The sequence below is a fragment of the Actinomycetospora flava genome (assembly GCF_037400335.1).
GTDB lineage: Bacteria > Actinomycetota > Actinomycetes > Mycobacteriales > Pseudonocardiaceae > Actinomycetospora > Actinomycetospora flava.
In genome coordinates, this window is the sequence record NZ_JBBEGM010000009.1 from 165,476 (window position 1) to 186,896 (window position 21,421).

19 protein-coding genes and 1 pseudogene are annotated in these 21,421 nt (G+C 76.4%); 6 read left to right on the top strand and 14 right to left on the bottom strand.

The annotated features are described in order from the left end of the window. Window positions 1–6 precede the first annotated feature (6 nt). Window positions 7–1,140, top strand: a complete 1,134-nt coding sequence (locus WCD58_RS21240; RefSeq protein WP_337705210.1) for an alpha/beta hydrolase family protein — start codon at window positions 7–9, stop codon at window positions 1,138–1,140. Between the two features lie 9 nt (window positions 1,141–1,149). Here the strand turns inward: WCD58_RS21240 and WCD58_RS21245 are convergent, their stop codons facing one another. From WCD58_RS21245 to WCD58_RS21260, 4 genes are all read right to left on the bottom strand, one after another. After that, window positions 1,150–1,749, bottom strand: coding sequence for a dihydrofolate reductase family protein (locus WCD58_RS21245; protein ID WP_337705061.1), 600 nt, complete (start codon window positions 1,747–1,749; stop codon window positions 1,150–1,152). Between the two features lie 10 nt (window positions 1,750–1,759). Beyond that, entirely contained in the window at window positions 1,760–2,494 is a 735-nt protein-coding gene (locus WCD58_RS21250; RefSeq protein WP_337705062.1) for an NAD-dependent epimerase/dehydratase family protein, read from the bottom strand. Between the two features lie 11 nt (window positions 2,495–2,505). Then, a complete protein-coding gene (locus tag WCD58_RS21255) occupies window positions 2,506–3,348 on the bottom strand; it encodes an AraC family transcriptional regulator (protein ID WP_337705063.1) in 843 nt (280 codons plus the stop codon). A 123-nt stretch (window positions 3,349–3,471) separates the two neighbouring features. Then, window positions 3,472–4,083, bottom strand: coding sequence for a dihydrofolate reductase family protein (locus WCD58_RS21260; RefSeq protein WP_337705064.1), 612 nt, complete (start codon window positions 4,081–4,083; stop codon window positions 3,472–3,474). Window positions 4,084–4,099: 16 nt separating this feature from the next. Between WCD58_RS21260 and WCD58_RS21265 the strand changes: the two genes are divergently transcribed. Beyond that, the gene (locus tag WCD58_RS21265) at window positions 4,100–4,306 is read left to right on the top strand and encodes a hypothetical protein (protein WP_337705065.1); all 207 of its coding nucleotides are present in this window, start codon (window positions 4,100–4,102) and stop codon (window positions 4,304–4,306) included. Between the two features lie 40 nt (window positions 4,307–4,346). Here the strand turns inward: WCD58_RS21265 and WCD58_RS21270 are convergent, their stop codons facing one another. Continuing rightward, window positions 4,347–5,279 (bottom strand): DUF5996 family protein, encoded by a 933-nt coding sequence (locus WCD58_RS21270; RefSeq protein ID WP_337705066.1) that lies wholly within the window; start codon window positions 5,277–5,279, stop codon window positions 4,347–4,349. A gap of 17 nt (window positions 5,280–5,296) precedes the next feature. Beyond that, window positions 5,297–5,704, bottom strand: coding sequence for a nuclear transport factor 2 family protein (locus WCD58_RS21275; protein WP_337705067.1), 408 nt, complete (start codon window positions 5,702–5,704; stop codon window positions 5,297–5,299). Between the two features lie 80 nt (window positions 5,705–5,784). On the opposite strand from WCD58_RS21275, the gene WCD58_RS21280 reads away from it, so the two are divergent. The 3 genes from WCD58_RS21280 (at window position 5,785) to WCD58_RS21290 (ending at window position 10,451) form a co-directional block, all read left to right on the top strand. Further along, window positions 5,785–8,523, top strand: a complete 2,739-nt coding sequence (locus tag WCD58_RS21280; protein WP_337705211.1) for an AAA family ATPase — start codon at window positions 5,785–5,787, stop codon at window positions 8,521–8,523. Window positions 8,524–8,601: 78 nt separating this feature from the next. Then, the gene (locus WCD58_RS21285; RefSeq protein ID WP_337705068.1) at window positions 8,602–9,786 is read left to right on the top strand and encodes a CE1758 family FMN-dependent luciferase-like monooxygenase; all 1,185 of its coding nucleotides are present in this window, start codon (window positions 8,602–8,604) and stop codon (window positions 9,784–9,786) included. After that, complete coding sequence (locus tag WCD58_RS21290; RefSeq protein ID WP_337705069.1) at window positions 9,783–10,451, top strand: CE1759 family FMN reductase; 669 nt, start codon at window positions 9,783–9,785, stop codon at window positions 10,449–10,451. The genes WCD58_RS21285 and WCD58_RS21290 overlap by 4 nt, the downstream gene beginning before the upstream one ends. 3 nt (window positions 10,452–10,454) lie before the next feature. On the opposite strand, the gene WCD58_RS21295 is transcribed toward WCD58_RS21290, so the two are convergent. From WCD58_RS21295 to WCD58_RS21315, 5 genes are all read right to left on the bottom strand, one after another. Continuing rightward, entirely contained in the window at window positions 10,455–12,011 is a 1,557-nt protein-coding gene (locus tag WCD58_RS21295; protein ID WP_337705070.1) for an acetolactate synthase large subunit, read from the bottom strand. Between the two features lie 103 nt (window positions 12,012–12,114). Beyond that, a complete protein-coding gene (locus tag WCD58_RS21300) occupies window positions 12,115–12,318 on the bottom strand; it encodes a hypothetical protein (protein WP_337705071.1) in 204 nt (67 codons plus the stop codon). Between the two features lie 74 nt (window positions 12,319–12,392). After that, complete coding sequence (locus WCD58_RS21305) at window positions 12,393–13,802, bottom strand: cytochrome P450 (RefSeq protein WP_337705072.1); 1,410 nt, start codon at window positions 13,800–13,802, stop codon at window positions 12,393–12,395. Further along, window positions 13,799–14,434 (bottom strand): TetR/AcrR family transcriptional regulator, encoded by a 636-nt coding sequence (locus tag WCD58_RS21310; protein WP_337705073.1) that lies wholly within the window; start codon window positions 14,432–14,434, stop codon window positions 13,799–13,801. Before WCD58_RS21310 ends, WCD58_RS21305 begins: the two co-directional genes overlap by 4 nt. A 48-nt stretch (window positions 14,435–14,482) precedes the next feature. Next, complete coding sequence (locus WCD58_RS21315) at window positions 14,483–15,310, bottom strand: SCO6745 family protein (RefSeq protein ID WP_337705074.1); 828 nt, start codon at window positions 15,308–15,310, stop codon at window positions 14,483–14,485. Between the two features lie 89 nt (window positions 15,311–15,399). On the opposite strand from WCD58_RS21315, the gene WCD58_RS21320 reads away from it, so the two are divergent. After that, complete coding sequence (locus WCD58_RS21320) at window positions 15,400–15,669, top strand: DUF2277 domain-containing protein (RefSeq protein ID WP_337705076.1); 270 nt, start codon at window positions 15,400–15,402, stop codon at window positions 15,667–15,669. Window positions 15,670–15,675: 6 nt separating this feature from the next. On the opposite strand, the pseudogene arr reads toward WCD58_RS21320, so the two are convergent. The 3 genes and pseudogenes from arr to WCD58_RS21340 form a co-directional block, all read right to left on the bottom strand. Further along, window positions 15,676–16,102 (bottom strand): annotated as a pseudogene (arr, locus tag WCD58_RS33705) (NAD(+)--rifampin ADP-ribosyltransferase). 87 nt (window positions 16,103–16,189) lie between these two features. After that, the gene (gene hrpB / locus WCD58_RS21335; protein ID WP_337705077.1) at window positions 16,190–18,622 is read right to left on the bottom strand and encodes an ATP-dependent helicase HrpB; all 2,433 of its coding nucleotides are present in this window, start codon (window positions 18,620–18,622) and stop codon (window positions 16,190–16,192) included. 47 nt (window positions 18,623–18,669) lie between these two features. Further along, window positions 18,670–21,405 (bottom strand): ATP-binding protein, encoded by a 2,736-nt coding sequence (locus tag WCD58_RS21340; protein WP_337705078.1) that lies wholly within the window; start codon window positions 21,403–21,405, stop codon window positions 18,670–18,672. Window positions 21,406–21,421 lie beyond the last annotated feature (16 nt).

A 21,421-nucleotide genomic window follows, 5' to 3' on the forward strand; every position in this document is an offset into this window, starting at 1 on the left:
TTCGAGATGTTCCCCGGCAACTACGTGTGGAACCTGTCGGTCAACATCGCGCTGAACACCGGCGCGCACATCAGCGAGGTGGACGAGGCGTGCGCGCCGGTGCTCGAGGCCGCCCGTGACGGTGAGGACGCCGGCACCGAGCTGTTCTTCCGCTCCTGGACCGCGGTGGCCGACCGTCTCGCCGGGCTCGCGCAGGAGGACGAGGCCGCCGGGCGGTCGCTCTCGGCCGGCGCCCGGTACTACCGCGCCGCCGTGCACTACCTGACCGCGGAACGCCTGCAGAGCAGGCACTACGCCCCGCGCCGGGAGGCCTACCGCGCGATGCTCGACGCCTTCGCGAAGGCCATCACGCTCGACCGGCACGACACGGTCCGGGTGGACATCCCCTACGGGGACACGAGCATGCCCGCCCTCTTCGTCGCCGCGCAGGGCGTGTCCGGGCCGGCGCCCTGCATGGTCTTCACCAACGGGCTGGACAGCACCAAGGAGATGGTCCACGGGTCGGGGATCGCCCGGGAGCTGGCGCGGCGGGGCGTGTCGACCCTGATCGTCGACCACCCCGGCAGCGGGGAGGCGCTGCGGCTGCGCGGGCTGACCGGACGGCACGACAGCGAGCACTGGGCCGGGCCGTGCGTGGACTGGCTCGAGACCCGCGACGACGTCGACGGCGACCGCGTCGGCGTCATCGGCTGGTCGCTCGGCGGCTACTACGCGCCGCGCGCCGCCGCGTTCGAGAAGCGCTTCCGCGTCTGCGTCGCCTGGGGCGCCAACTACGACTGGGGCGAGCTGCAGAAGCGCCGCCTCGCCCGCGAGGGCGACCGGCCGGTGCCGCACTATTGGGACCACGTGCAGTGGGTGTTCGGCAAGGAGAGCCTCGACGAGTTCATGCAGTTCGCGCCGTCGATGAGCCTCGTCGGGGTCACCGAGAGGATCACCGTGCCGTTCCTGGTCACCCACGGCGCGAACGACCGGCAGATCCCCCGCGAGTACGCGGTCGCCCAGTACGAGACCGCGGTCAACAGCCCGCGGCGCGAGCTGAAGTGGTTCACCGCGCGCGAGGGCGGCGTCGAGCACGTCAGCGCCGACAACATGCCCGCCGCCACCGGCACCATCGCCGACTGGATCCGCGAGACCCTCTGACCGGGCCGGTCACCCCGTCCTGACGGTGTAGTGCAGGTGCAGGACGCGGTCGCCCTGGACGATCCGGTCGGCGTCGTCCAGCAGCACGGCCCCGGTGTGCGCGCCGAAGAAGCGGACCCCCTCGCCGAGGACGACCGGCACGACGTCCATCGCCACCTCGTCGACCAGGCCCGCCGAGAACGCCTGCCCGCCGAGGTCCCCGGCGGAGACGACGACGAGCCCGTCACCGGCGAGGTCCCTCGCCAGCGCGATCCCGTCCTCGACCGACCCGGCGGTGTGGAACGGGGCGTCCGGGTGGGCCGCGACCCAGTCCTCGGGCAGGGGCCGGTGGGTGACGACGACCAGCTGCTCCCCGGCGGCGGGCTTGCCGTCCCATCCGTTCGTCGTGTCGAACAGGTGCCGGCCGATGACGGTGACCGCGACGGCGTCCCAGATCGGCTGGAGGTACTCCTCGGACGCGGGCGACACGCGGAACGTCCAGCCGCTCGGCCGGGCGGTCAGGGTGGAGGCGCCGTTGAAGTACCAGTCGAACAACGGTCCGACGGTGTCGTCGGGGAAGGCGATGAAGCCGTCCACCGACACCACGGCCTGGATCACGACACGTGCCATGGCGAGCTCCTCATGCCTCGTGGGTCCGCAGCCAGGCGACGTAGTCGGGCACGGCGCGCCCGACGTCGTAGGCGGGGGTGAAACCGGTGTCGCGCGCCAGCCGGCCGATGTCGAGGTGCCCCTCGGGAGGGCGGCCCGTGCTGTGTCCCGGCGGCAGGGTGAGCTCCGCGCGGAGCAGCCGCGGGAGCGCGAAGAACGGCGAGTCGGGCAGCCCGAGCGGGCCCCAGATCGTGCCGATGCGCAGGGTGACCACGTCGAACCCGGCGTGGGCGCCGGCGAGGGTGCTGAACAGCTCGGCGGCCTTCTTGAACACCGGGATCTGGTGCGGCGCCACCGTGGGCAGCGGGGCGTCCTCGCGCCACGGCGGGTCGTCCACCCCCACATACGCCGCGATCGTGCTGGCGACGGCGAACCGCCGCACACTCCACGCCGTGGCGGCCTCGAGCGCGTTGAGCAGCGCCGTCGTCTCGGCCCGGAGGTAGGCGACGGGGTCGGGCGAGTCGTGCGGGGCCGCCGCGAGGTGGACGATGCCCGTGATGCGGTGCCGCGCGCCGACGTCGAGGAACGCCGCCGCGTCCGTGGTGTCGAGCGGCTCGACGACCACCCGGTCGCGCGGCTCGTCGGCGAGGAAGTCCGGCAGCCGGGTCGAGCGGTGCGCGGTGAGCACCACCGGCTCCCCGAGGTCGAGCAGCGCCCGCGCGGTGTGCGAGCCGATCGAGCCCAGGCCGCCGGTCACGAGGATCATGGGTGGGGACGCTAGGCCGGGCGCCGCGCGCGCTCTTGTACGGAACGGCCATGTGCCCGCAGCATCGGCAGGTACGCCGCCGCGTGGTCGTGGTCGTCGGCGCCGCCGCAGGCGTCGCGGTACTGCCCGAGGAACTCCGCGGGTGTCACGCCGGTGAGCCGGCGGCACTCCCGCGTGAGGTGGGCCTGGTCGTGGAAGCCCGCGTCGACCGCCCACCCCGCGAGGTCCCCGGGCGCGCCCCGGTCGACCGCGGCCTGGACGCGGGCGGTGAAGCCGTGGAAGCGCAGGATGCGCTGGAGCTCCTTCGGCCCGACGCCGACCGCGGCACGGCACCGGCGCCGCAGCTGCCGCTCGGACACCGGCAGCAGCTCGGGGAGCGCCGTGGTCCCGCCGCGCCACGGCATGAGGTGCCGGACCGCCTCGTCGACGACCGGGTCCGGGTCACCGATCGCGCGCGCGACGAACACCTGCAACCGCTCGAGCGCGGCCTGCGGGGACGGGGCGGCGCCGAGCAGGTCCGTGAGGCGCGGGAGGTCCCGCCACAGCTCGGAGCCCGCGAGGTCCTCGTCGGTCACCTCGTCGGCCGGCATCCCGGCGAGGCCGCCCAGCATGCCCGGCCGCAGCCGGATCCCGATCACGGTGCCGCCGGCCGGGGCGTCCCGGTGGGTCGCCGCGGTCAGCACCCCCAGCAGGCGGGGCTCCTCGCCCAGGACGCAGCGCACCTCGGCGCCGCCGTGGGGCACGTGGCGCTGGGCGATCGGCTGCGCCCCGACCTGCTGGATCCACACCGACGACGCGAGCCCGGCGAGCGCGGGCGCCGGCGCCCGGTCCGTGTACGACGACGCCGCGGTCACCCCGGCATCGTCCCGCGTGGATCGGCGACCCGGGGAGGGCGCCGAGATCACGAGCGACGCCATCCACCTCCGGCGACACCCGAGGTGCACAGCGGCGCCCCTGATCATGGCGGGCGGCGACCGTCAGCCGGCGCCGGCCCGGCGGTAGCGGATGTGCGTGGCCAGCGGCGACTGGAGCACCTCGACGGGCTCGAAGTCGAAGGACTCGACGCCGTCGAACAGGCGCTCACCCGAGTGCAGCAGGGTGGGGGCGATGTCCAGGGTGAACTCGTCGATCACGCCCGCGATCAGCGCCTGGCGCACGGTGGAGGCGCCACCGGCGATGTCCACGCCCCGGTCGCCCGCGGTCTCGGACGCGCGGGCGTAGGCGACGTCGAACCCCTCGGTGACGAAGTGGAACGTCGTCCCGCCCTCCATCTCGACGGGGTCGTGGGCGTGATGGGTCAGCACGAACACCGGCGCGTGGTACGGCGGTTCGGGCCCCCACCAGCCGCGCCAGTCCTCGTCCCACCCGCCGCGGACCGGCCCGAACATGTTGCGGCCCATCACGTACGCGCCGCGGGGGCGCATGAGCCAGCCGGTCGCGACCTCGTCGGCCTCGTTCGCCCGGGGGTCGCCGATGTGCCACCCGTGCACCTCGACGCCCCGCATCCCGAGCGGGTTGTCGCGGCTCTGGTCCGGCCCGGCGGCGAAGCCGTCGACCGAGATCGACATGTGGCAGGTGGTGTCCGCCATGGGCACTCCTCGGTGATTGCGAGATGCAAGCAGTTCGGAGGAGGCTAGCAGCCCGGAACAGCTGGAGCGCGCCGAGCAGACCCTGTGCGACCTGCTGGCCGACGCCCCGGCCGACGGCTACGCCCGCCTGCTGCTGGGCCGCACGCTGCAGCGCCGGTCCCGGCACGCCGAGGCCGCGACGCACCTGCGGCTGGCCGCGGCGATGGGTGTCGCCACCGACTGATGTGCCTGGTCGGGGTCGCAGGACGCGACCCCGACCGGGATCAGCGTGGCGTCCACCGGAACGGGTCGTCCTCCAGCGCGGCGCGGTCCCAGTGCCCGCGATCGGCCGCGGCGGCGTAGGTGGCGTGCAGGAACTCGGCGACCGCGCGGTCGGGGTCGGGTGCGGCGCGCGCGACCTCGTAGGGCAGCAGGAACTGCTGGAACTCGCGGCTGAAGAACGCGCCCTCGGGCCCGGCCGGCTGGTCGGCGAACCCGTCGGGCTCCGGGTAGGCGTAGGCGTAGAAGGCTCCCTCCTCGCCCCCGCCCGGCCAGAACCCGCAGCTCGACAGCTCGCGGGAGTAGCCCTCGACCATCACCCAGTCCCCGCAGTTCGGCGCCCCGCCGGGGTGCGGCGGCGCCGGGCGGCCGGAGAAGCGGGTGCAGGCCAGGTCCATGGCGCCCCAGAAGAAGTGCACCGGGCTGACCTTGCCGACGAAGTGCGAGCGGAACTCGCCGATGACCCGGTTCGCCTGGAGCAGCTGACGCCAGAACAGGGTGGCCGCCTCGGCGTCGTAGGAGGCGTGGGTGTGGTCCTCGGCGAAGGGGATCGCGGGCTCGACCTCGTTGGGGTGCGGGCGGATCGGCGCCTCGATCCCGAGCGCGTCGAGCATCTCGAGGGTCCGGGCGTAGAACTCGGCGACGGGCATCGGCCGCAGCGGGAAGCTCCGCGCGCCGCCGTCGCTGCTACGGACCTCGAGGGTGTGGCCGACGAGGTCGAACTCGATCTCGAAGGCCCCGCCGCGGTACGGGACCGTCGACGTCGTGAGCCCCCGCGGGCTGACGTACAGGGTCACCTGCCACCAGTGGTTGAGCAGCGGGGCGTGGGCCATCCGGATCTTGCCCACGATCTGGGTCCACATGTGCAGGGTCTCGCGGGTGTCCGTCCAGTCCGCGACCCGCAGGGCCGGCCAGCTCGTCGTCACCGGGCTGATCATCGGTTCCGTCCTTCCGCTCAGGTGTCGAGCAGGGTGTGGAGCGACCGGATGCGGCCGTCCGCGACGAGCACGACGTCCGTGCCGGTGACGACCGGGTCGCCGCCGTCCGGCCCGAACGCCCAGTCCAGGACGCTCACGGTCCCGGCGTTCTGGCGCGCGCGGATCAGGGAGAACGCGAACCCGGGCGCGTCGTCGAGCAGGGCGCCGGCCTTGGCCGCGACGGCTTCCCGCCCGCGGACCGTGCCCTCGGGGTCGTGGAACTCGATGTCCCCGGAGTAGATCTCCTCGGCGGCGCGGGCGCGCGCCTCGGGGTCGCGCTCGTCGAAGACCTCGAACAGGTTGCGCTGCGCGAGGGCAGACGCCGAGGGCGGCGGCGATCCCGGTCCGTCCTCCTCGGGCACGATGGCACGTGCGGGGTGGGTCACGCGCCGAGTGTCGGGCGCCGCGGACCCCGGCGAATCGGTCGTCGGATCGGTCGTCACGGCGACGGGGAGACTGCGTGACCATGGAGCTGTTCGGGCGGCGCGCCGAGACCGCGGCCCTGGACGAGCTGCTGGCCCGCGCGGCCGACGGCGCGGGCTCGGCGCTCGTGCTGTGGGGCGAGCCGGGGATCGGCAAGACCGCCCTGCTGGAGCACGCCGTCGACGCCGCCGCGGGCGCCACGGTGCTGCGCTGCCGCGGCACGCGCATGGAGACGGGGCTCGCGTTCGCCGCGCTGCACGAGCTGCTGTGGCCGGTGGCGGACCGGCTCGAGACGCTCCCCGACCCGCAGGCCGCGGCGCTGCGCGGCGCCCTCGGCCTGAGCCCGGCCCCGGCCAACCGGTTCCTCATCGGCGCCGCCGTGCTGTCGCTGCTCGCCGGCCTCGCCCGGGAACGACCGGTGCTCGTCGTCGTGGACGACGCCCCGTGGATCGACGAGGCGACCGCCCACTGCCTGGGCTTCGTCGCCCGGCGGGTGCGCAGCGACCCGATCCTGGTGCTCCTGAGCGGGCACGAGGAGCCGGACACGGGGCCGTGGGAGGGCCTGCCGTCGCGGGAGGTCGACGGGCTGGCCGACGACGACGCCCGCCGGCTGGTCGCCGCCGACGTGCCGGGCGCCGACGCGGCGACGGTCGAGCGCACCGTCCGCGCGGCCGGGGGCAACCCGCTGGCGCTGCACGAGCTGCCCACCCTGGGCGGCGGGGAGGACGAGGCGGCGCTGACGCCGTCCGCGGAGCCGGTGCCCGTCGGGCCCCGGTTGCGGCGGGCGTTCTGCGCGCGGGCCGAGGCCCTCAAACCGCCGACGCGGGCGCTGCTGCTGCTCGCCGCGGCCGAGGGACGCGGCGACCGCCACGTCGTGCACCGGGCCGGCGCCGGGTGGGGCGTCGACGCGTCCACCTGGGACGAGGCCCTGCGCTCCGGGCTGCTGCGCGCCTCGGGCGCCCGCCTCGAGTTCCGGCACCCGATGATCCCCGCGGCCCTCTACGACGGCGCCACGGTCCCGGAGCGGCAGGCCGCGCACCGCGCCCTCGCCGCCGCCCTGCCCGACGACGCCGTCGAGGAACGGGCGTGGCACCGCGCGGCCGCCGCGGACGCGGCCGACGAGGACGTCGCCGCGATGCTGGAGGGCGCGGCCGCACGCTGCCTGCAGCGCAGCGCCGACGCGATGGCGGCGCGGACCCTGCGCCGCGCCGCCGAGCTGTCGCCGGCGCCGGCGGACGCCGCCCGGCGGCTCGCCGCCGCGGCGCGCGCCGCGTGGGACGCCGGGCACGCCGAGACGGCGCGGCGGCTCCTCGACGACGCGGAACGCCGGGGCGGCGAGGAGCCCGTCGCCCGCCGCAGCGGCGGGCTGCGCGGCATCCTCGAGTTCGCCGACGGCAGCCCGGAGCGCGCGCACCACTACCTCGCCCGCGACATGGGCGTCGTCGACGGCGCCCGGGGCGCGGTGGAGCTGGGCACCGTGGCGGTCCGCGCGGCGTGGTCGGCCGGGCGGTCCGACCTGCAGCGGGAGGCGCTGCGCCGGCTGCTGGCCGTCGACGTCGAGAGCGACCCGGGCCTGGCGCCGGTCGTGCCGGTGCTGCGCGCCTGGTGGGCCTGCTACGACGAGACCGGTGAGGTGGTCCCCACGGCGCCGCCCGGGACCGGCGACGCGGTCGGCCGGCTCGCCACCGCCCCGTGGGAGCTGCTGCCGCCCGTGCCGCTGGTGCAGGCCTGGGGCGTCGAGGGCCCGCTGTCCGACGTGCTGGGCCTGCGCGCCGCGCAGCTGCGCCGGCGCCACGAGCTCGCCGCGCTGGCGATGGTCCTCGCCCAGACCGCCGTCCTCGATCTCCACGCCGGCCGGTGGGAGGCCGCGGAGTCCTCGGCGACCGAGGGCCTGCGGCTGGCCGAGGAGGCCGGCGCGCACCACGTCGCCACGCAGAGCCGGCTCTGCCTGTCGAGCCTGGCCGCGGCCCGCGGCGACGACGACCTCGTCGACGAGCACACCACGCACGCCCTGACCGCCTCGGCCCCGCGCGGGGTGCGCGCGCTCAGCGCGTCGGCGTACTGGCACCGCGGCCGGGCGGCGCTGTTCGGCGGCCGGCCGCAGGACGCGCTGCAGCACCTGCTCCCGCTCGGCGAGCCCGGGCACGAGGCCGCCCACACCACGTTCGCGCTGCTCGCCGCCCCGGACACCGCCGAGGCGGCGGCGCAGGTCGGGCGCGCGGACGTCGTCGCGTCCCGGCTCGCGACGGTGGCGACCTGGGCGGAGCGCACGGGCGCGGGCTGGGCCCGCGCGGCCGCCCACCGACTGCGCGCCCTCGACGACGGCGAGGCCTCCTACCGGGCGGCCCTCGACGCCGAGGGCCCCGGCGACGACCCGTTCGAGCACGCCCGCACCCGGCTGCTGTACGGGGAGTGGCTGCGGCGGGCCCGCCGTCGCGCCGACGCCCGTCGCGAGCTCGCCGCGGCCGCCGACACCTTCGGCCGGCTCGGGGCGACGCCGCTGCGGGCGCGGGCGCTGCGCGAGCAGGACCTCGCCGAGGCCTCCGGCGTCCGCGACACCACCGGACCACCGACCGGGCTGACCGCCCAGGAGCTGCGGGTCGCGCAGCTGGCCGCCGAGGGCCTGACCAACCGGGAGATCGCGGCACAGCTGCTGATCAGCCACCGCACGGTCGGCCACCACCTCGCCAACGTCTACCCCAAGCTCGGCATCACCTCGCGCGCCGAGCTCGCCCGGATCGACGGCGACCTCCGCCTCCGCGCGGCCTCCCCCGGCCGATGACCGATTGCGTGCCCGATTCGCCCGCCCCCGGGCGTCCCTAGTCTCGCGGCGAGATCACCTCCCGAGAGGACCCTCGCCGTGCAGTTCGGCATCTTCACCGTCGGCGACATCGCCCCCGACCCGCTCGGCGGGCCGACGCCGAGCGAGGCCGAGCGCCTCCGCGACATCGTCCGGCTGGCCCGGCGTGCCGACGAGCTCGGCCTCGACGTCTTCGCCCTCGGCGAGCACCACAACCCGCCGTTCGTGCCGTCCTCGCCGCCCGCGATCCTCGGGCACGTCGCGGCGTCGACCAGCAGCATCGTCCTGAGCACGTCGGTCACGCTGATCACGACCAACGACCCGGTGAAGATCGCCGAGGACTACGCGACCGTCCAGCACCTCGCCGACGGCCGCCTCGACCTCATGATCGGGCGGGGCAACACGGTGCCCGTCTACCCCTGGTTCGGCAAGGACATCCGCGAGGGCCTCGCGCTCGCCCTCGAGAACTACAACCTGCTGCACCGGCTGTGGCGCGAGGACGTCGTCGACTGGGACGGGCGGTTCCGCACGGCCCTGCAGGGCTTCACCTCGACGCCGCGGCCGCTCGACGACGTGCCGCCGTTCGTCTGGCACGGCGCGATCCGCACACCGGAGATCGCCGAGCAGGCCGCGTACTACGGCAACGGCTACTTCGCCAACCACATCCTGGCGCCGAACATGCACTTCAAGCCCCTCGTCGACTTCTACCGGAAGCGCTTCTCCCACCACGGGCACGGGGCCGAGGACCAGGCGATCGTCGGGCTCGGCGGCCACGCGTTCATGGCCCGGCGGTCCCAGGACGCCTACGCCGCGTTCCGCCCCTACTTCGAGACCCACAGCATGTTCCGCGGTAGCCGCCTCGAGGACTACGCGGACCGCACGCCGCTGTCGGTGGGCAGCCCGCAGGAGGTCATCGACAAGACCCTGACGTTCCAGGACGGGTTCGGCGACTACCAGCGCCAGCTCTGGGCCGTGGACAGCCTGGGCGTGCCGATCGAGGCGGCGCTCGAGCAGGTCGAGCTGCTCGCCACCGAGGTCGTCCCGGTGGTGCGCCGCGAGCTGGACGCCCGCCGCGCCCCCGGTGTCCCCGACGCGCCCACGCACGCCGCGCTGGTGCGGGCGAAGTACGGCGACGCCGAGCCCCGCCGGCCGCGACCCAACCCGAACCGCGGCGACAACCTGACCGCCGGCTCCCCGTACGAGGACAGCGACCGCACCGCGCCGACCCGGTACCCCGCCGCATGACCACGACCCTGGTGGTGGTCAGCGCCGGGGTGAGCGAGCCGTCGAGCACCCGGCTGCTCGCCGACCGCGTCGCCGGGAAGGCCCTCGAGGCGCTGCGCCGCGACGGCGGCGACGCGACCGCGAGCGTGGTCGACCTGGCGCCGCTGGCCGCCGACGTCGCGCGGGCGGTCGTCTCGGGCCAGCTCGACGGGCCGGTGCAGGACGCCGTCGACCGGATCGCCGCCGCCGACGGGCTCGTCGTGAGCACGCCGGTCTACAAGGCCGGGGTCAGCGGGCTGTTCAAGTCGTTCGTCGACGTCCTCGACGACGACCTGGTCGTCGCGACCCCGGTGGTGCTCGCCGCGACCGCGGGCAGCGCCCGCCACGCCATGGTGGTGGACGAGCAGATGCGCCCGCTGTTCGCCTTCCTGCGGGCGCTCCCGGTGCCGACGTCGCTGTTCGCGGCGCCCGACGACTGGGCCTCGCCGGCGTTCACCCGGCGCATCGGGCGCGCCGCCGCGGAGCTGGCCCACCTGGTCCGCGCCGGGGTCCGGACGACCATCGCCGACGCGGGCTGGGACGGCTACCAGCACCGCTTCGCCGGCAACGCCACCCGCGCCGAGCAGTCGGTCGACGACGTCGACTTCGACACCGACCTCATGCGGCTGGCCACCGGCGGCGCGTGACCGCTACCCCAGCGCCGGGACGATCGCCTCGATCAGGTGCGGGCCCGGCTCGGCGCGCGCCCAGCGCAGGGCGTCCAGCAGGTCCTCGGTCGTGTCGACCCGCCGCGCGGGCACCCCGTAGCCCGTGGCCAGGGCGACGAAGTCCGGCGTCGGGTCGGTCAGGGTCAGCATCCGTCCGGCGCGCCCGGAGTGGGCCGCCTCGCCCGCCCCGGTGCGGGCCAGCTCCACCCGCAGGATCGCGTACGCGGAGTTGTTGATCAGCACGGTCGTCACGTCGAGCTGCTCGCGGGCCTGGGTCCACAGCGCCTGCAGGGTGTAGAGCGCGCTGCCATCGGCCTGCACGGCGATCACCGGGCGGTCCGGCGCCGCGATCGCCGCACCCAGCGCGGCCGGCGGGCCCTGCCCGATCGCCCCGCCGGTGAGCGCGAGCTGCGTGTGCGGGGCCGCCGTCTGCAGCGCGGGCGCGAGCAGGGCGGCGGCGGTCAGCGACTCGTCGACCACGATCGCGTCCTCGGGCAGCGTCGCCGCGACCGCGGCGCACAGCGACGCCACGTTCAGCGGCCCGGCCGGGGGCTCCGGCGCGTCCCGCGGCGCCGGGTGGGCCTCGGCGTCCGGGGCGACCTCGGCGGCCAGCGCCTCGAGGGCCGCCGCCGCGTCGGACGCCGCGTCCGCCAGCCCGACGACCGTGCACCCCTCCGGCACGAGGTCGCCGGGGATCCCCGGGTAGCCGAAGAACGACACCGGCGAGCGGGCGCCGGCCAGGACCAGCGACGACGCCCCGTCGAGCTGCTCGAGCGCCTGCTCCGCGAAGTAGGCCAGCTTGTCCGCCCGCGGGCGGCCGGCACCGGTGTCCCACCGGCGCGGGAACGTCTCCACCAGCAGCCGGGCGCCGGTGGCGGCCGCGACCCGCCCGGCGGCGTCCATGGCCGCCGCGGTGAGCGCGGGGCCGCCCAGCAGGATCACCGCGCCGGGCTCGCGCACGGCCTTCGCGGCCGCCGCCACCCGCGACGGCGCGGGCGGGACCGGTGCCGCGGACGGCAGGGCGGGGGCGAGCGCGCCGCCCTCGGACCACGACAGGTCGGCGGGCAGCACCAGCGTCGCGACCTGGCCGCCACGCTCGGAGGTCGCCGCCACGGCGCGCACCGCGTCGTCGGCGACGTCCCGGACGTCGCCGCAGACGTGCACCCACCCCGAGACGGTCCGCGCGAGCGCGGTGATGTCGGACTCGAGCGGCGCGTCGTGCCGGACGTGGTCGGTGGCGTGGGCGCCGACCACGCACAGCAGCGGCGTCCGGGCGCGGCGGGCGTTGTGCAGGTTCGCGATCCCGTTGCCCAGCCCCGGGCCCAGGTGCAGCAGCACCGCCGCGGGCCCGCCGGCGAGGCGGGCGTAGGCGTCGGCGGCCCCGGTGGCGACCCCCTCGAACAGGGTCAGCACCCCGCGCATTTCCGGCACCGAGTCCAGCGCCTGCACGAAGTGCATCTCGGAGGTGCCGGGGTTCATGAAGCACACGTCGACGCCCGCCCCGACCAGCGAGCCGACCAGCGCCTCGGCGCCCCTCACGCGACACCGCCGGCGGTCGAAGCGGGCGGGGAGCACACCATCGAGGTCGGCACGGGTCCACTCCACACGATCGGAGCGGGTGCGCGCGACGCGGGGTCGGCGGCTACTCCGGCCCGTGGAGGAAGATGCCGAGGGACGTGCTGCCGCTGTCGTCGCCGGACAGGGTGTGCCCGAGCACGACCTCCACCCCGGTGACCAGCAACAGGGCGAGCACGAAGATGGCGACGGCCGTGAGGACCGCGTGCGCGACGGCGACGGTCCGGCCGCGCGGGCGCCCGTGCGCGGGCCCGCGTGTCGTCCGGTCCATACCGGTCCATACCCCGGACGGCGCCGGACGACTCCCCGGGCCGCTCAGGGCCGCTCAGAGCCGCTCAGGGCCGCTCAGAGCCGCTCGAGGCGCAGCGGCAGGTGGTCGGCGGGCGTCGGGCCCGTCGTGAGGCCGACCGGCATGACGTAGTCCGCGGGCACCGACCAGCGGAACCGGCGCAGCATCGCGTGCATGATCGCCTTGACCTCCATGCCGCCGAAGTGCAGCCCGATGCACTTGTGCACCCCGCCGCCGAACGGCATCCAGGCGAAGCGGTGCGACTTGTCCTCGGCGCGCTCGGGGGCGAAGCGGTCGGGGTCGAACTCGTCGGGGCGGTCCCACCACGGCTCCATGCGCTGCGAGGCGTGGACGCCCAGCGACATCAGCGTGCCCGCGGGGATGTGGAAGCCCTGCAGGTCGGCGTCGCGCACCGTGATCCGGGCGAGCTGGCCCACCGGCGCGTACATGCGCAGGGTCTCGCGCATCGCGAGGTCCAGGGAGACCAGCGAGTCGAGCTCCGGTCCCGTCAGCTCGTCGCCCCCGAGCGCCAGCGACTCCGCGCGCAGCTTCTCCTGCCACTCCGGGTTCTTGGCCAGCAGGTAGCACATCATCGACAGCGTGATCGTCGACGTGTCGTGCGCGGCCATCAGCAGGAAGATCATGTGGTTGACGACGTCGTCGTCGGAGAACGTCTCGCCCTCGTCGCTGCGGGCCCGGCACAGCACGCTGAACATGTCCCGTCCCTCGCCGGCGCGCTTGGCGGGGATCTGCTCGGTGAAGTAGCGCTCCAGGACCTTGCGGGAGTCGAGCCCCCGCTTCCACGAGCCGCCGGGGACCGGCGCGCGGACCACCGCGACGCCGGCGTGCACGGTGTCGACGAAGGCGCGGTTGACGCGGTCCGCGCGCGGGCCGAGCTCGTCGCCGACGAACACCTCGGTGCCGATGTCGAGGGTCATCTGCTTGATGCGGTCGTAGATCCGGATGCCGTCGCCGGTGGACCAGTCGTCGAGGCTGCGCCGGATGCGCGGGTTCATGACCTCGAGGTACTCGGCGAGCCGGTCGCGGGTGAACGCTTCCTGCAGGATGCGCCGGTGGGTGCGGTGCTCCTCGAAGCCGAGCAGCATCACGCCGCGACGGAAGAACGGCCCGATGAAGAAGCCCCAGCCGTCCGCGTTGCCGAAGAACTTGTCCTTGTTGACCAGCACCTGGCCGAGCGCGTCGGGCCCGAGCACCGCCACCATGGGCCGCCCGAACGCCCCGGTCCACGACACCGGCCCGTACTTCTCGTACCGCTGGCGCGCGAACCCGAGCATGTCGGCGGCGAACTCCAGGGACCGCCCGACCAGCGGGGCGCCGAAGTCACCGGGCACCGGCGCCAGCCCGCTGCCCGGGGGCGGCGGCGCCAGGGGGCCGGACGACGCCGGGACCCGGCTGACGGCGTTGGCGAGCACCTGCTGGACGCGGTGCTGCAGCATCGACGTCATCGTTCCTCCCGGGCCATCTCGGTGTGGTGCTGGTCGGCCGCGGCCACGACGAGGCGCGCGCAGCGGGTCAGGAGCGCGTCGACGTCCGCGTCGAGGCGGCCGTCGAGCCAGAACCCGACGGCGTCGATGACCCCGCCGGTGAGCACAACCGTGCTGAGCCGCACGTCCTCGGTGCGCAGCGCGGGACGGGCGTCGGTGATCAGCCGTTCCAGGAGCGCGGCGAAGGCCGCGATCGTGTCCTGGCGGCGCCCGGCGAGCTCGGGGTGGCCGATCGCCTCCCGGTAGAGGCGGGCCACCCGCGGGTCCTCGCCGAGCAGCGTCGTCGTCGCGCCGATGGCGGCGCGCGACCGGTCCTCGAGCCGCGCGGGCGGGACGGCGTCGGCGGCGCGCACGGCGAGGTCGAGGGCGTCGGCGGCGACGCTGTCGAAGAGCGCCTCGAGCAGGTCCTCGCGGCGGGCGAACGACTCGTAGAAGTAGCGCTCGGTCAGCCCCGCCGCGCGGCACACCGCGGTCATCGTGAAGTCCCGGACCCCCCGCTCGCCGACCACGTCGAGCGCCGCCGCGAGCAGGCGCGTGCGCCGCTCGGCGACGCGCTCCGCCGCGCTCGCGCCCTGGAGGGTCCGCGTGACCACGCCCGCATCCTGACAGGACGTCCTGTCAGAAAGGAAGAGCTGCCACCCTCACGAGGACCCGGCGGCGACCAGCCTCGCGGTGAGGGGCTCGAGCACGGCGATCAGCTCGGCGAGCTCGTCCGGGGCGAGCGCGTCGTACGGCGGGGCGGCGAGCTCGTCGGTGACGGCCTCGATGCGCCGCTTGGTCTCGCGGCCGGCGTCGGTGAACCGCCCGTCGGCGTCGACGAGCCCGCGCCCGCGCAGCCCGTCCATCACCGCGGCCAGCCGCGTCCCCGGCAGGTGGTGGATGCGCCCGAACGACTCCGCCGGGTGGATGTCCATGTCCAGCGCGCTCAGCACGTGCGCCTCGGTGCCGCCGACGCCCGCCGCGAGCAGCGCGGCGACGTGCCCGTCCCCGCGGTGCTCGCGCAGCATCGTCGCCGCGTGCCACAGCCGCGTGACCGGGTCGGCCGGCACCTCGAGGCTCCGCCACCCCGCGTGTACCACGCGGCCCTCCGTCGGCGCGCTCACCGCGGCCTTCGTCGTCAGGTCGGCCGCGCGCACCAGGCCCGGGGAGTCGGCCAGCTCGTCACCGAGGATCCGCCGGACCGACGCCGCGCTGCCGCGACGCCACGCGGCGAAGGACACCTCCGCCGGGACCGTCTCCCACGCGCTCGGGATGTGCCGCGCGGCCTCCCCCTCGGCGAAGCTGTAGAACGCCGCGTGCACGACCTCCGCCGGCACCCGGCCCAGCGGTGCCGCCCGGGCGGCGAAGTAGCCGTCCCAGTAGGTGCGGTGGCCGAGCGCGGCCAGCTCCTCGTTGCTCTCGTCGGCGAAGTACGTGACGAGGCAGATCGGCTCCAGGAGCTCGAACATGCGGCGGGCGGTGCTGGTCATGGCGGGTGCCTCTCGCTCGGTGATGGGGCCGTCACCACGACGACGAAGGAGGCTCCCGCCGATTCGACGTCCTGGGGCACGATCGGGGCATGTGCCGCAACATCCGGGTCCTCCACAACTTCGAGCCCCCGGCCACCGACCACGAGGTGCACGAGGCCGCCCTGCAGTTCGTGCGCAAGATCAGCGGTGCGGCGAAGCCCTCGAAGGCCAACGAGGACGCCTTCGCCCGGGCCGTCGCCGAGATCACCGCGAGCACCCGCGTGCTGCTCGACGAGCTGGTCACCACCGCCCCGCCGAAGGACCGCGAGGTCGAGGCGGAGAAGGCGCGCGAACGGTCGCGGGAGCGCTACGGCCGCTGAGCCGCGTCAGTCGTAGATCACCGCGGCGCCCCGACGCCGGAGGTCGGCCAGGCCGTCCGTCATGGCCTGCAGCTGCTCGGGGGTGTGGCCGATCCAGTCCTCGATCTCCCCGACGACGCGGACGGGCTCGCGGGTCCGGTACGACCGGGTCGGGTTGCCGGGCATCTTCTTGTCGGTGACGTTCGGGTCGTCCTCGATCGCACCGGTGGGCTCGACGACGTAGATGCGACCGGGGCCGTCGCCGGCGGCTCTCGGCGCCCCAGGTCGCGGCGTCGAGCGTCTCGGTGACGTAGACGTGGTTCATCACCCGCCCCTCCTCGAAGTTCGAGAGGCGGCCGGGGACCAGCAGGTCACCGACCGCGAGGTCCGCCTTCGTGCCGTGCAGCAGGACCCCCGGCCCGTAGACCTCGTACGGCGTCGGCACCGTCGCCATGTCACGTCCTCCCGTCGCCGGCAACGCGGGAGATCGTCCACCGCGACGGAGGGCTTGCCGCAAGCCCCGTCCCGCGCTATACGTTGATCACGGCGGGGTGCTGCGCCGCGGGTCCTCGGGCCACGCGTGCTTCGGGTAGCGGCCGCGCAGCTCGGCGCGCACCTGCGGGTAGCCGGTGTCCCAGAACGACGCGAGGTCGGCGGTCACCGCCGTCGGGCGGCCCGCCGGCGAGAGCAGGTGGACGACCACCGGGACCCCGGCGAGGACGGGCGCCCGCTCCCACCCGAACGCCTGCTGGACCTTCAGCGCGACCACCGGCGCCGCGGGGTCGGAGTAGTCGACACGGACGCTGCGCCCGGACGGCGTCGTGATCGTCGTCGGCGCGAGCTCGTCGAGCCGGCCGGCCTCCGACCACGGCACGAGGTGGCGCAGCGCGGACGCGACCCCCAGGCGCGCGAGGTCGGCCCGGCGGCGGACCCGGGTGAGGTCGAGCCACTCGTCGAGCCGGGCGAGCAGGGCATCGTCGTCGACGGCGGGCCACGGCTCGCCGCGCGCGGCGTGCAGGAACGCCAGCCGCGCCCGCAGCGCGGTCGCGGCGTCGTCCCAGCGCAGCAGCCCGAGCCCGTCGACGGCCAGGCCGTCGCGCACCGCGGCCGCGACCGCCGCCGGGTCGGGGTGCGCCAGCGGCCGGCGGGCCAGCACGATCGCGCCGAGGCGCTCGCGGCGCTCCGCGACGACGTCGCCGTCCTCCCAGGCCACCACCGCGTCGTCGTGCCACCAGCCGGCCGCGGCCTCCCGCGCCCGGTCCTCGTCGACGGGCACGGCGAGGCGCACCCGGGCCACCCGGTCGCCGGGACCGCGCACCGCGTCGGCCACCGCGATCCAGGGGCTGCCCCGCAACCGGGACCCCGTGGCGAGCTCCACCCCGGTGCCACCGGTCGTCAGGTACTCGCGGGCGTCGTCGCCGCGGGCGCGCGCGATCCGGTCGGGGTAGGCGAGGGCGACGACCGTCGCCGCGTCCCGGGACCCCGAGCCGGTCGTGGGCGTCACCGGCCGGAGCCGGCGCACCTCCGCGCGCCACCGCGGATCCCTCGACGCCCGGACCGCCCGCAGGCGCTCCTCGAGGTCGTCGGTGTCGCCCGGCACGTCGGCGGCGAGCAGCGCCACCACCTCGCTCGCCGTGTCCGCGCCGACGATCTCGGCGCCGTCGAGCAGCGCGCGCCCGAGCCGGGGGTGCACGCCCGCCGTGGCCACCGACCGTCCCCGCCCGGTGATGCGCCCGCCCTCCTCGATCAGCCCGAGCCCGCGGAGCACCTCCCGTGCCGCCCCGAACGCCGTGGCCGGCGGCGGGTCGAGCAGCGCCAGCCCCGCGGCGTCCGGCGTGCCCCAGCGCGCGAGCTGCAGCGCGAAGCCGGCGAGGTCGGCGTGCGCCACCTCGGGGGCGTCGTCGCGGTCGCGGTGCGCGTGCTCGGCCTCCGACCAGCAGCGGAACACCGTCCCCGCTGCCTCGCGGCCGGCGCGCCCGGCGCGCTGGGTGGCCGAGGACTGCGACGCGAGCACGGTGACCAGGGCGTCCAGACCGCGGGCGTGGTCGGTCCACGGCCGCCGCGACAGCCCCGCGTCGACGACGACCCGCACGCCGGGCACCGTCAGGCTCGTCTCCGCGATCGAGGTCGTCAGCACGACCCGGCGCCCGCCGGCGCCGCCGCCCAGCACCCGGTCCTGCTGCGCCGCGTCCTGGCCGCCGTGCAGCGTGAAGACCTCGGCCGCGACGCGGTGCCCATCTTTCTGGCCGAGGCGCCGGGCGACGTCGTCGATCTCCCGGCGGCCGGGCAGGAACACGAGCACGTCGCCGGGCACGGCGTCGAGCGCCCGGCGCACCACCGCACCGACGTGGTCGAGCAGCGCCGGCTCCACCCGCATCCCGCGCGGCGGCGGCACGGGGCGCGGCGGCGGGCTCCAGACGACGTCGACGGGGTGCAACGGGTCGGGCGCGGTGACGACGGGGCCGTCGAGGGCGACCGCGAGGTCGTCGGCGGCCGCCGTGGCCGAGGTGGCGAGCAGGCGCAGGTCGGGGCGCAGCGCCGCGCGGGCGTCGACGGCGAAGGCCAGGGCGAGGTCGGTGTCGAGGTGGCGCTCGTGGCACTCGTCGAGGACGACGGCGTCGACGCCCGCGAGCTCCGGGTCGCGCTGCAGCCGCGCCACGAGCAGCCCCGTGGTGACGACCTCGATCCGCGACCCCGGGCGGCGCTCGCCCCGGATCGCGTAACCGACCCGCTCCCCCACCGGCTCGCCGAGCAGCCACGCCATCCGGGCGGCCGCGGCACGCACGGCGACGCGGCGCGGCTCGGCGACCAGGACCCGCCCGTCGACCGACCCGGCGAGCGCGAGCGGCACCAGCGTGGTCTTCCCGGTGCCGGGCGGCGCGACGAGGACGGCCGCCCCGCGCCCGCCCAGCGCGGCCCCGAGCTCCGGCAGCGCCGCGCGCACCGGCAGGTCGAGGTCGACCTCGTCGATCACGCCTGCCGGTCTACCAGTCGGTGCACGCCGGGAGGGGCGTCGCCCCGTCAGTCGAGCGGCAGATCCCGGAGTCGGCGGCGGGAGGTGATGCCCAGCTTGCGGAAGATGTTGCGCAGGTGGGTCTCGATCGTCCGCGGGCTGAGGAACAGCTGCGCGGCGACCTCCTGCGAGGTCGCCCCGGTCGCCACCAGGCGGGCGATCTGCCGCTCCTGCGCGGTCAGCGCGTCGGACGGCCGCTCCGTCCGCTTGCGGGGGTGCTCGCCGGTGGCACGCAGCTCGCGCGCGGCGCGCTCACCGAACGCCTCCGCCCCCATGGCGGTCAGCTGCTCGTGGGCGGTGCGGAGCTGGTCGCGGGCCGCCTGCCGGCTCCCCTCCCGGCGCAGCCACTCGCCGTAGACGAGGTGGGTGCGGGCGAGGTGGGTCGCCATCCGGCTCTCCCCGAGACGGTCGATCGCCTCGCGGTAGTGCCCGTCGGCCTCCGGGCCGGTGCTCGTCAGGGCCCGCGAGCGCGCCGCGAGACCGAGTGCCCACGGGGTGCCGCTCGCCGCGGCCCGCGAGGTCAGCTCCTCCAGCGCCGCCGCCGCGCGCTCGGGCGCGCCCGCGCGGACGGCCGCCTCCACCAGCTCGGGGAGGGCCAGGCTGCTCGTCGGCGGGTCGTCCGACGCGCTCGCCCGCGCGGCGGCCTGCAGCGCCGAGGGATAGTCGCCCAGCCCGTTGTGCAGCACGGCGAGGGCGTACTGCGCGAACGTCGCCTCGGCGCCTGCTCCCCGACCGCCCGCGTCCTCGGCGCCGGCCGCCGTCAGCTCGGCGGTGTCGGCCTCGCGGCCGCGCCAGCCGGCCAGGGCGAGCTGCGCGTACCGCGTCGGTTCGGCGCCGGTCGCCCGCATGAGTGCGGCCCCCTCGGCGTCCAGGTCGGCGGCACCCTGGGCGAGCCGGCCGGTGAGCACCAGCGCGGCGGAGCGGGCGATCAGGGCCGCGGGCAGCGTGGACAGCGCGCCCGCCTCGCGCGCGAGCCGGACGTTGCGGGCCGCGAGGACGTCGGCCGTCTCGTCGTCGTACAGCGCCGTCGCCGTGCGCATCCCGAGCAGCAGCCACCGGTGGTCGGCCCGTCCCCCGTCGCCGCGCCCCCCGTTCCGGATCGCCTCGAGCGCCCGCCGCAGCCCGGGCGCGCCCGCCGCGAACCCCCGCGTGAACGTCGTGACCAACCCGTCGAGCAGCAGATCCGCCGCCCGGGGCCGCCCAGGCGCCGGGGGCGCGGCGCGGGCGGCCGCCGCGATCTCCCGGACGCTGCGGTCGTGGCCGCCGCCGGTGACGGACGCGGCGTCGATCGCGTGCAGGTAGGTCTCGCGGGAGAGCGCGGCATCGAGCGGGGCGAGCGCCTTCGCGGCGTCCAGCAGCATGCCCGGCACCTCGCCGCCGGGTGACAGGTGCAGCGCGATCCGGGCCCGCAGCAGCTCGAGGCGGGCGAGGGACAGAGCGTCCAGCGGCCCGTCCGCCGCGACCGCCAGCAGCTCCAGCGCCTCCGCGGACGCACCGGCCTCGTGCTGGGCGTCCGCGGCCTCCAGCGCCCGCGCCGCCCGCCGTGCCGGGTCGGGGGTCAGCTCGGCGGCGTGCTGCAGGAACGCGGCCGCCGCCGCCACGCCGCCACGGGCGCGGGCACGCCCCGCCGAGAGCTCCAGCTCCGCGGCGGCCTCCTCGTCGGTGCCCAGGACCGCCCGCGCCCGGTGCCACGCGCGCCGGTCCGGGTCGGACCGCGGGTCGGTGGCCGCCGCCAGCGCGGCGTGGGCGCGGCGGCGATCGGTCGGCGTGGCGGCCCGGTACACCGCCGAGCGCACGAGCGGATGCCGGAACCGCACCCGGGCGTCGATCTCCACCAGCCCCGCCGCCTCGGCGGGCGCGGCGGCGTCGTCGTCGACGCCCAGGTGCCCGGCCGCACGCCGCAGCAGCGCCGTCTCGCCGGTCGGGTCGGCCGCCGCGACGAGCACCAGCAGCTGCGTCGCGGCCGGCAGGCTCGCCGAGCGCAGCCGGAACTCCTCCTCGACGCGCCGCGGCACGCCGAGCACGTCGGGCCGCTCGAAACCCCCGGCCAGCCGGGCCCCCTCGGCGGCCCGGGGCAGTTCGAGGAGCGCGAGCGGATTGCCGCGGGCCTCGCCGACGATGCGGTCGCGCACGCCGGCGTCCACCGGTGCGGGCCATCCCGCCGCGAGCAGCGCCCGCGCTTCGGTCACGCCGAGCGCGGCCGGGCGCAGGACCGGGAGCCCGGTGAACGGGTCGGTCCCGGGGCCGTCCGTGTCGCGCAGCGCGAACACCAGCGCCACGCGTTCGGCCACCACCCGCCGCGCCACGAACGCCAGGACCTCGGCCGACGCACGGTCGAGCCACTGCGCGTCGTCGAGGAGGCACAGCACCGGCGCGTCCTCGGCGACCTCGGCGAGCAGGGTGAGGACGGCCAGGCCGACCAGGAACCGGTCCGGGGCGTCGCCGTCGCGCAGACCGAACGCGACGCCCAGCGCGGCCTGCTGCGGTGCGGGGAGCGCGTCGACCCGATCCATCAGCAGCCCGCACAGCTGGTGCAGCCCCGCGAACGCGAACTGCGTCTCGGACTCGGCGCCGGCCGCGCGCTCCACCCGGAAGCCCGCCCGGCCGGCCGCGTCGCGGGCGTGCTCGAGCAGCGCCGACTTGCCGATGCCGGCCTCGCCGCGCACCACCAGCACCCCGCTGCGCCCGTCCCGTGCGCCGGCGAGCAGGTGGTCGACGGCCTCGCGCTCCGCGCGACGGCCCACGAGGTCCGCCAGCTCT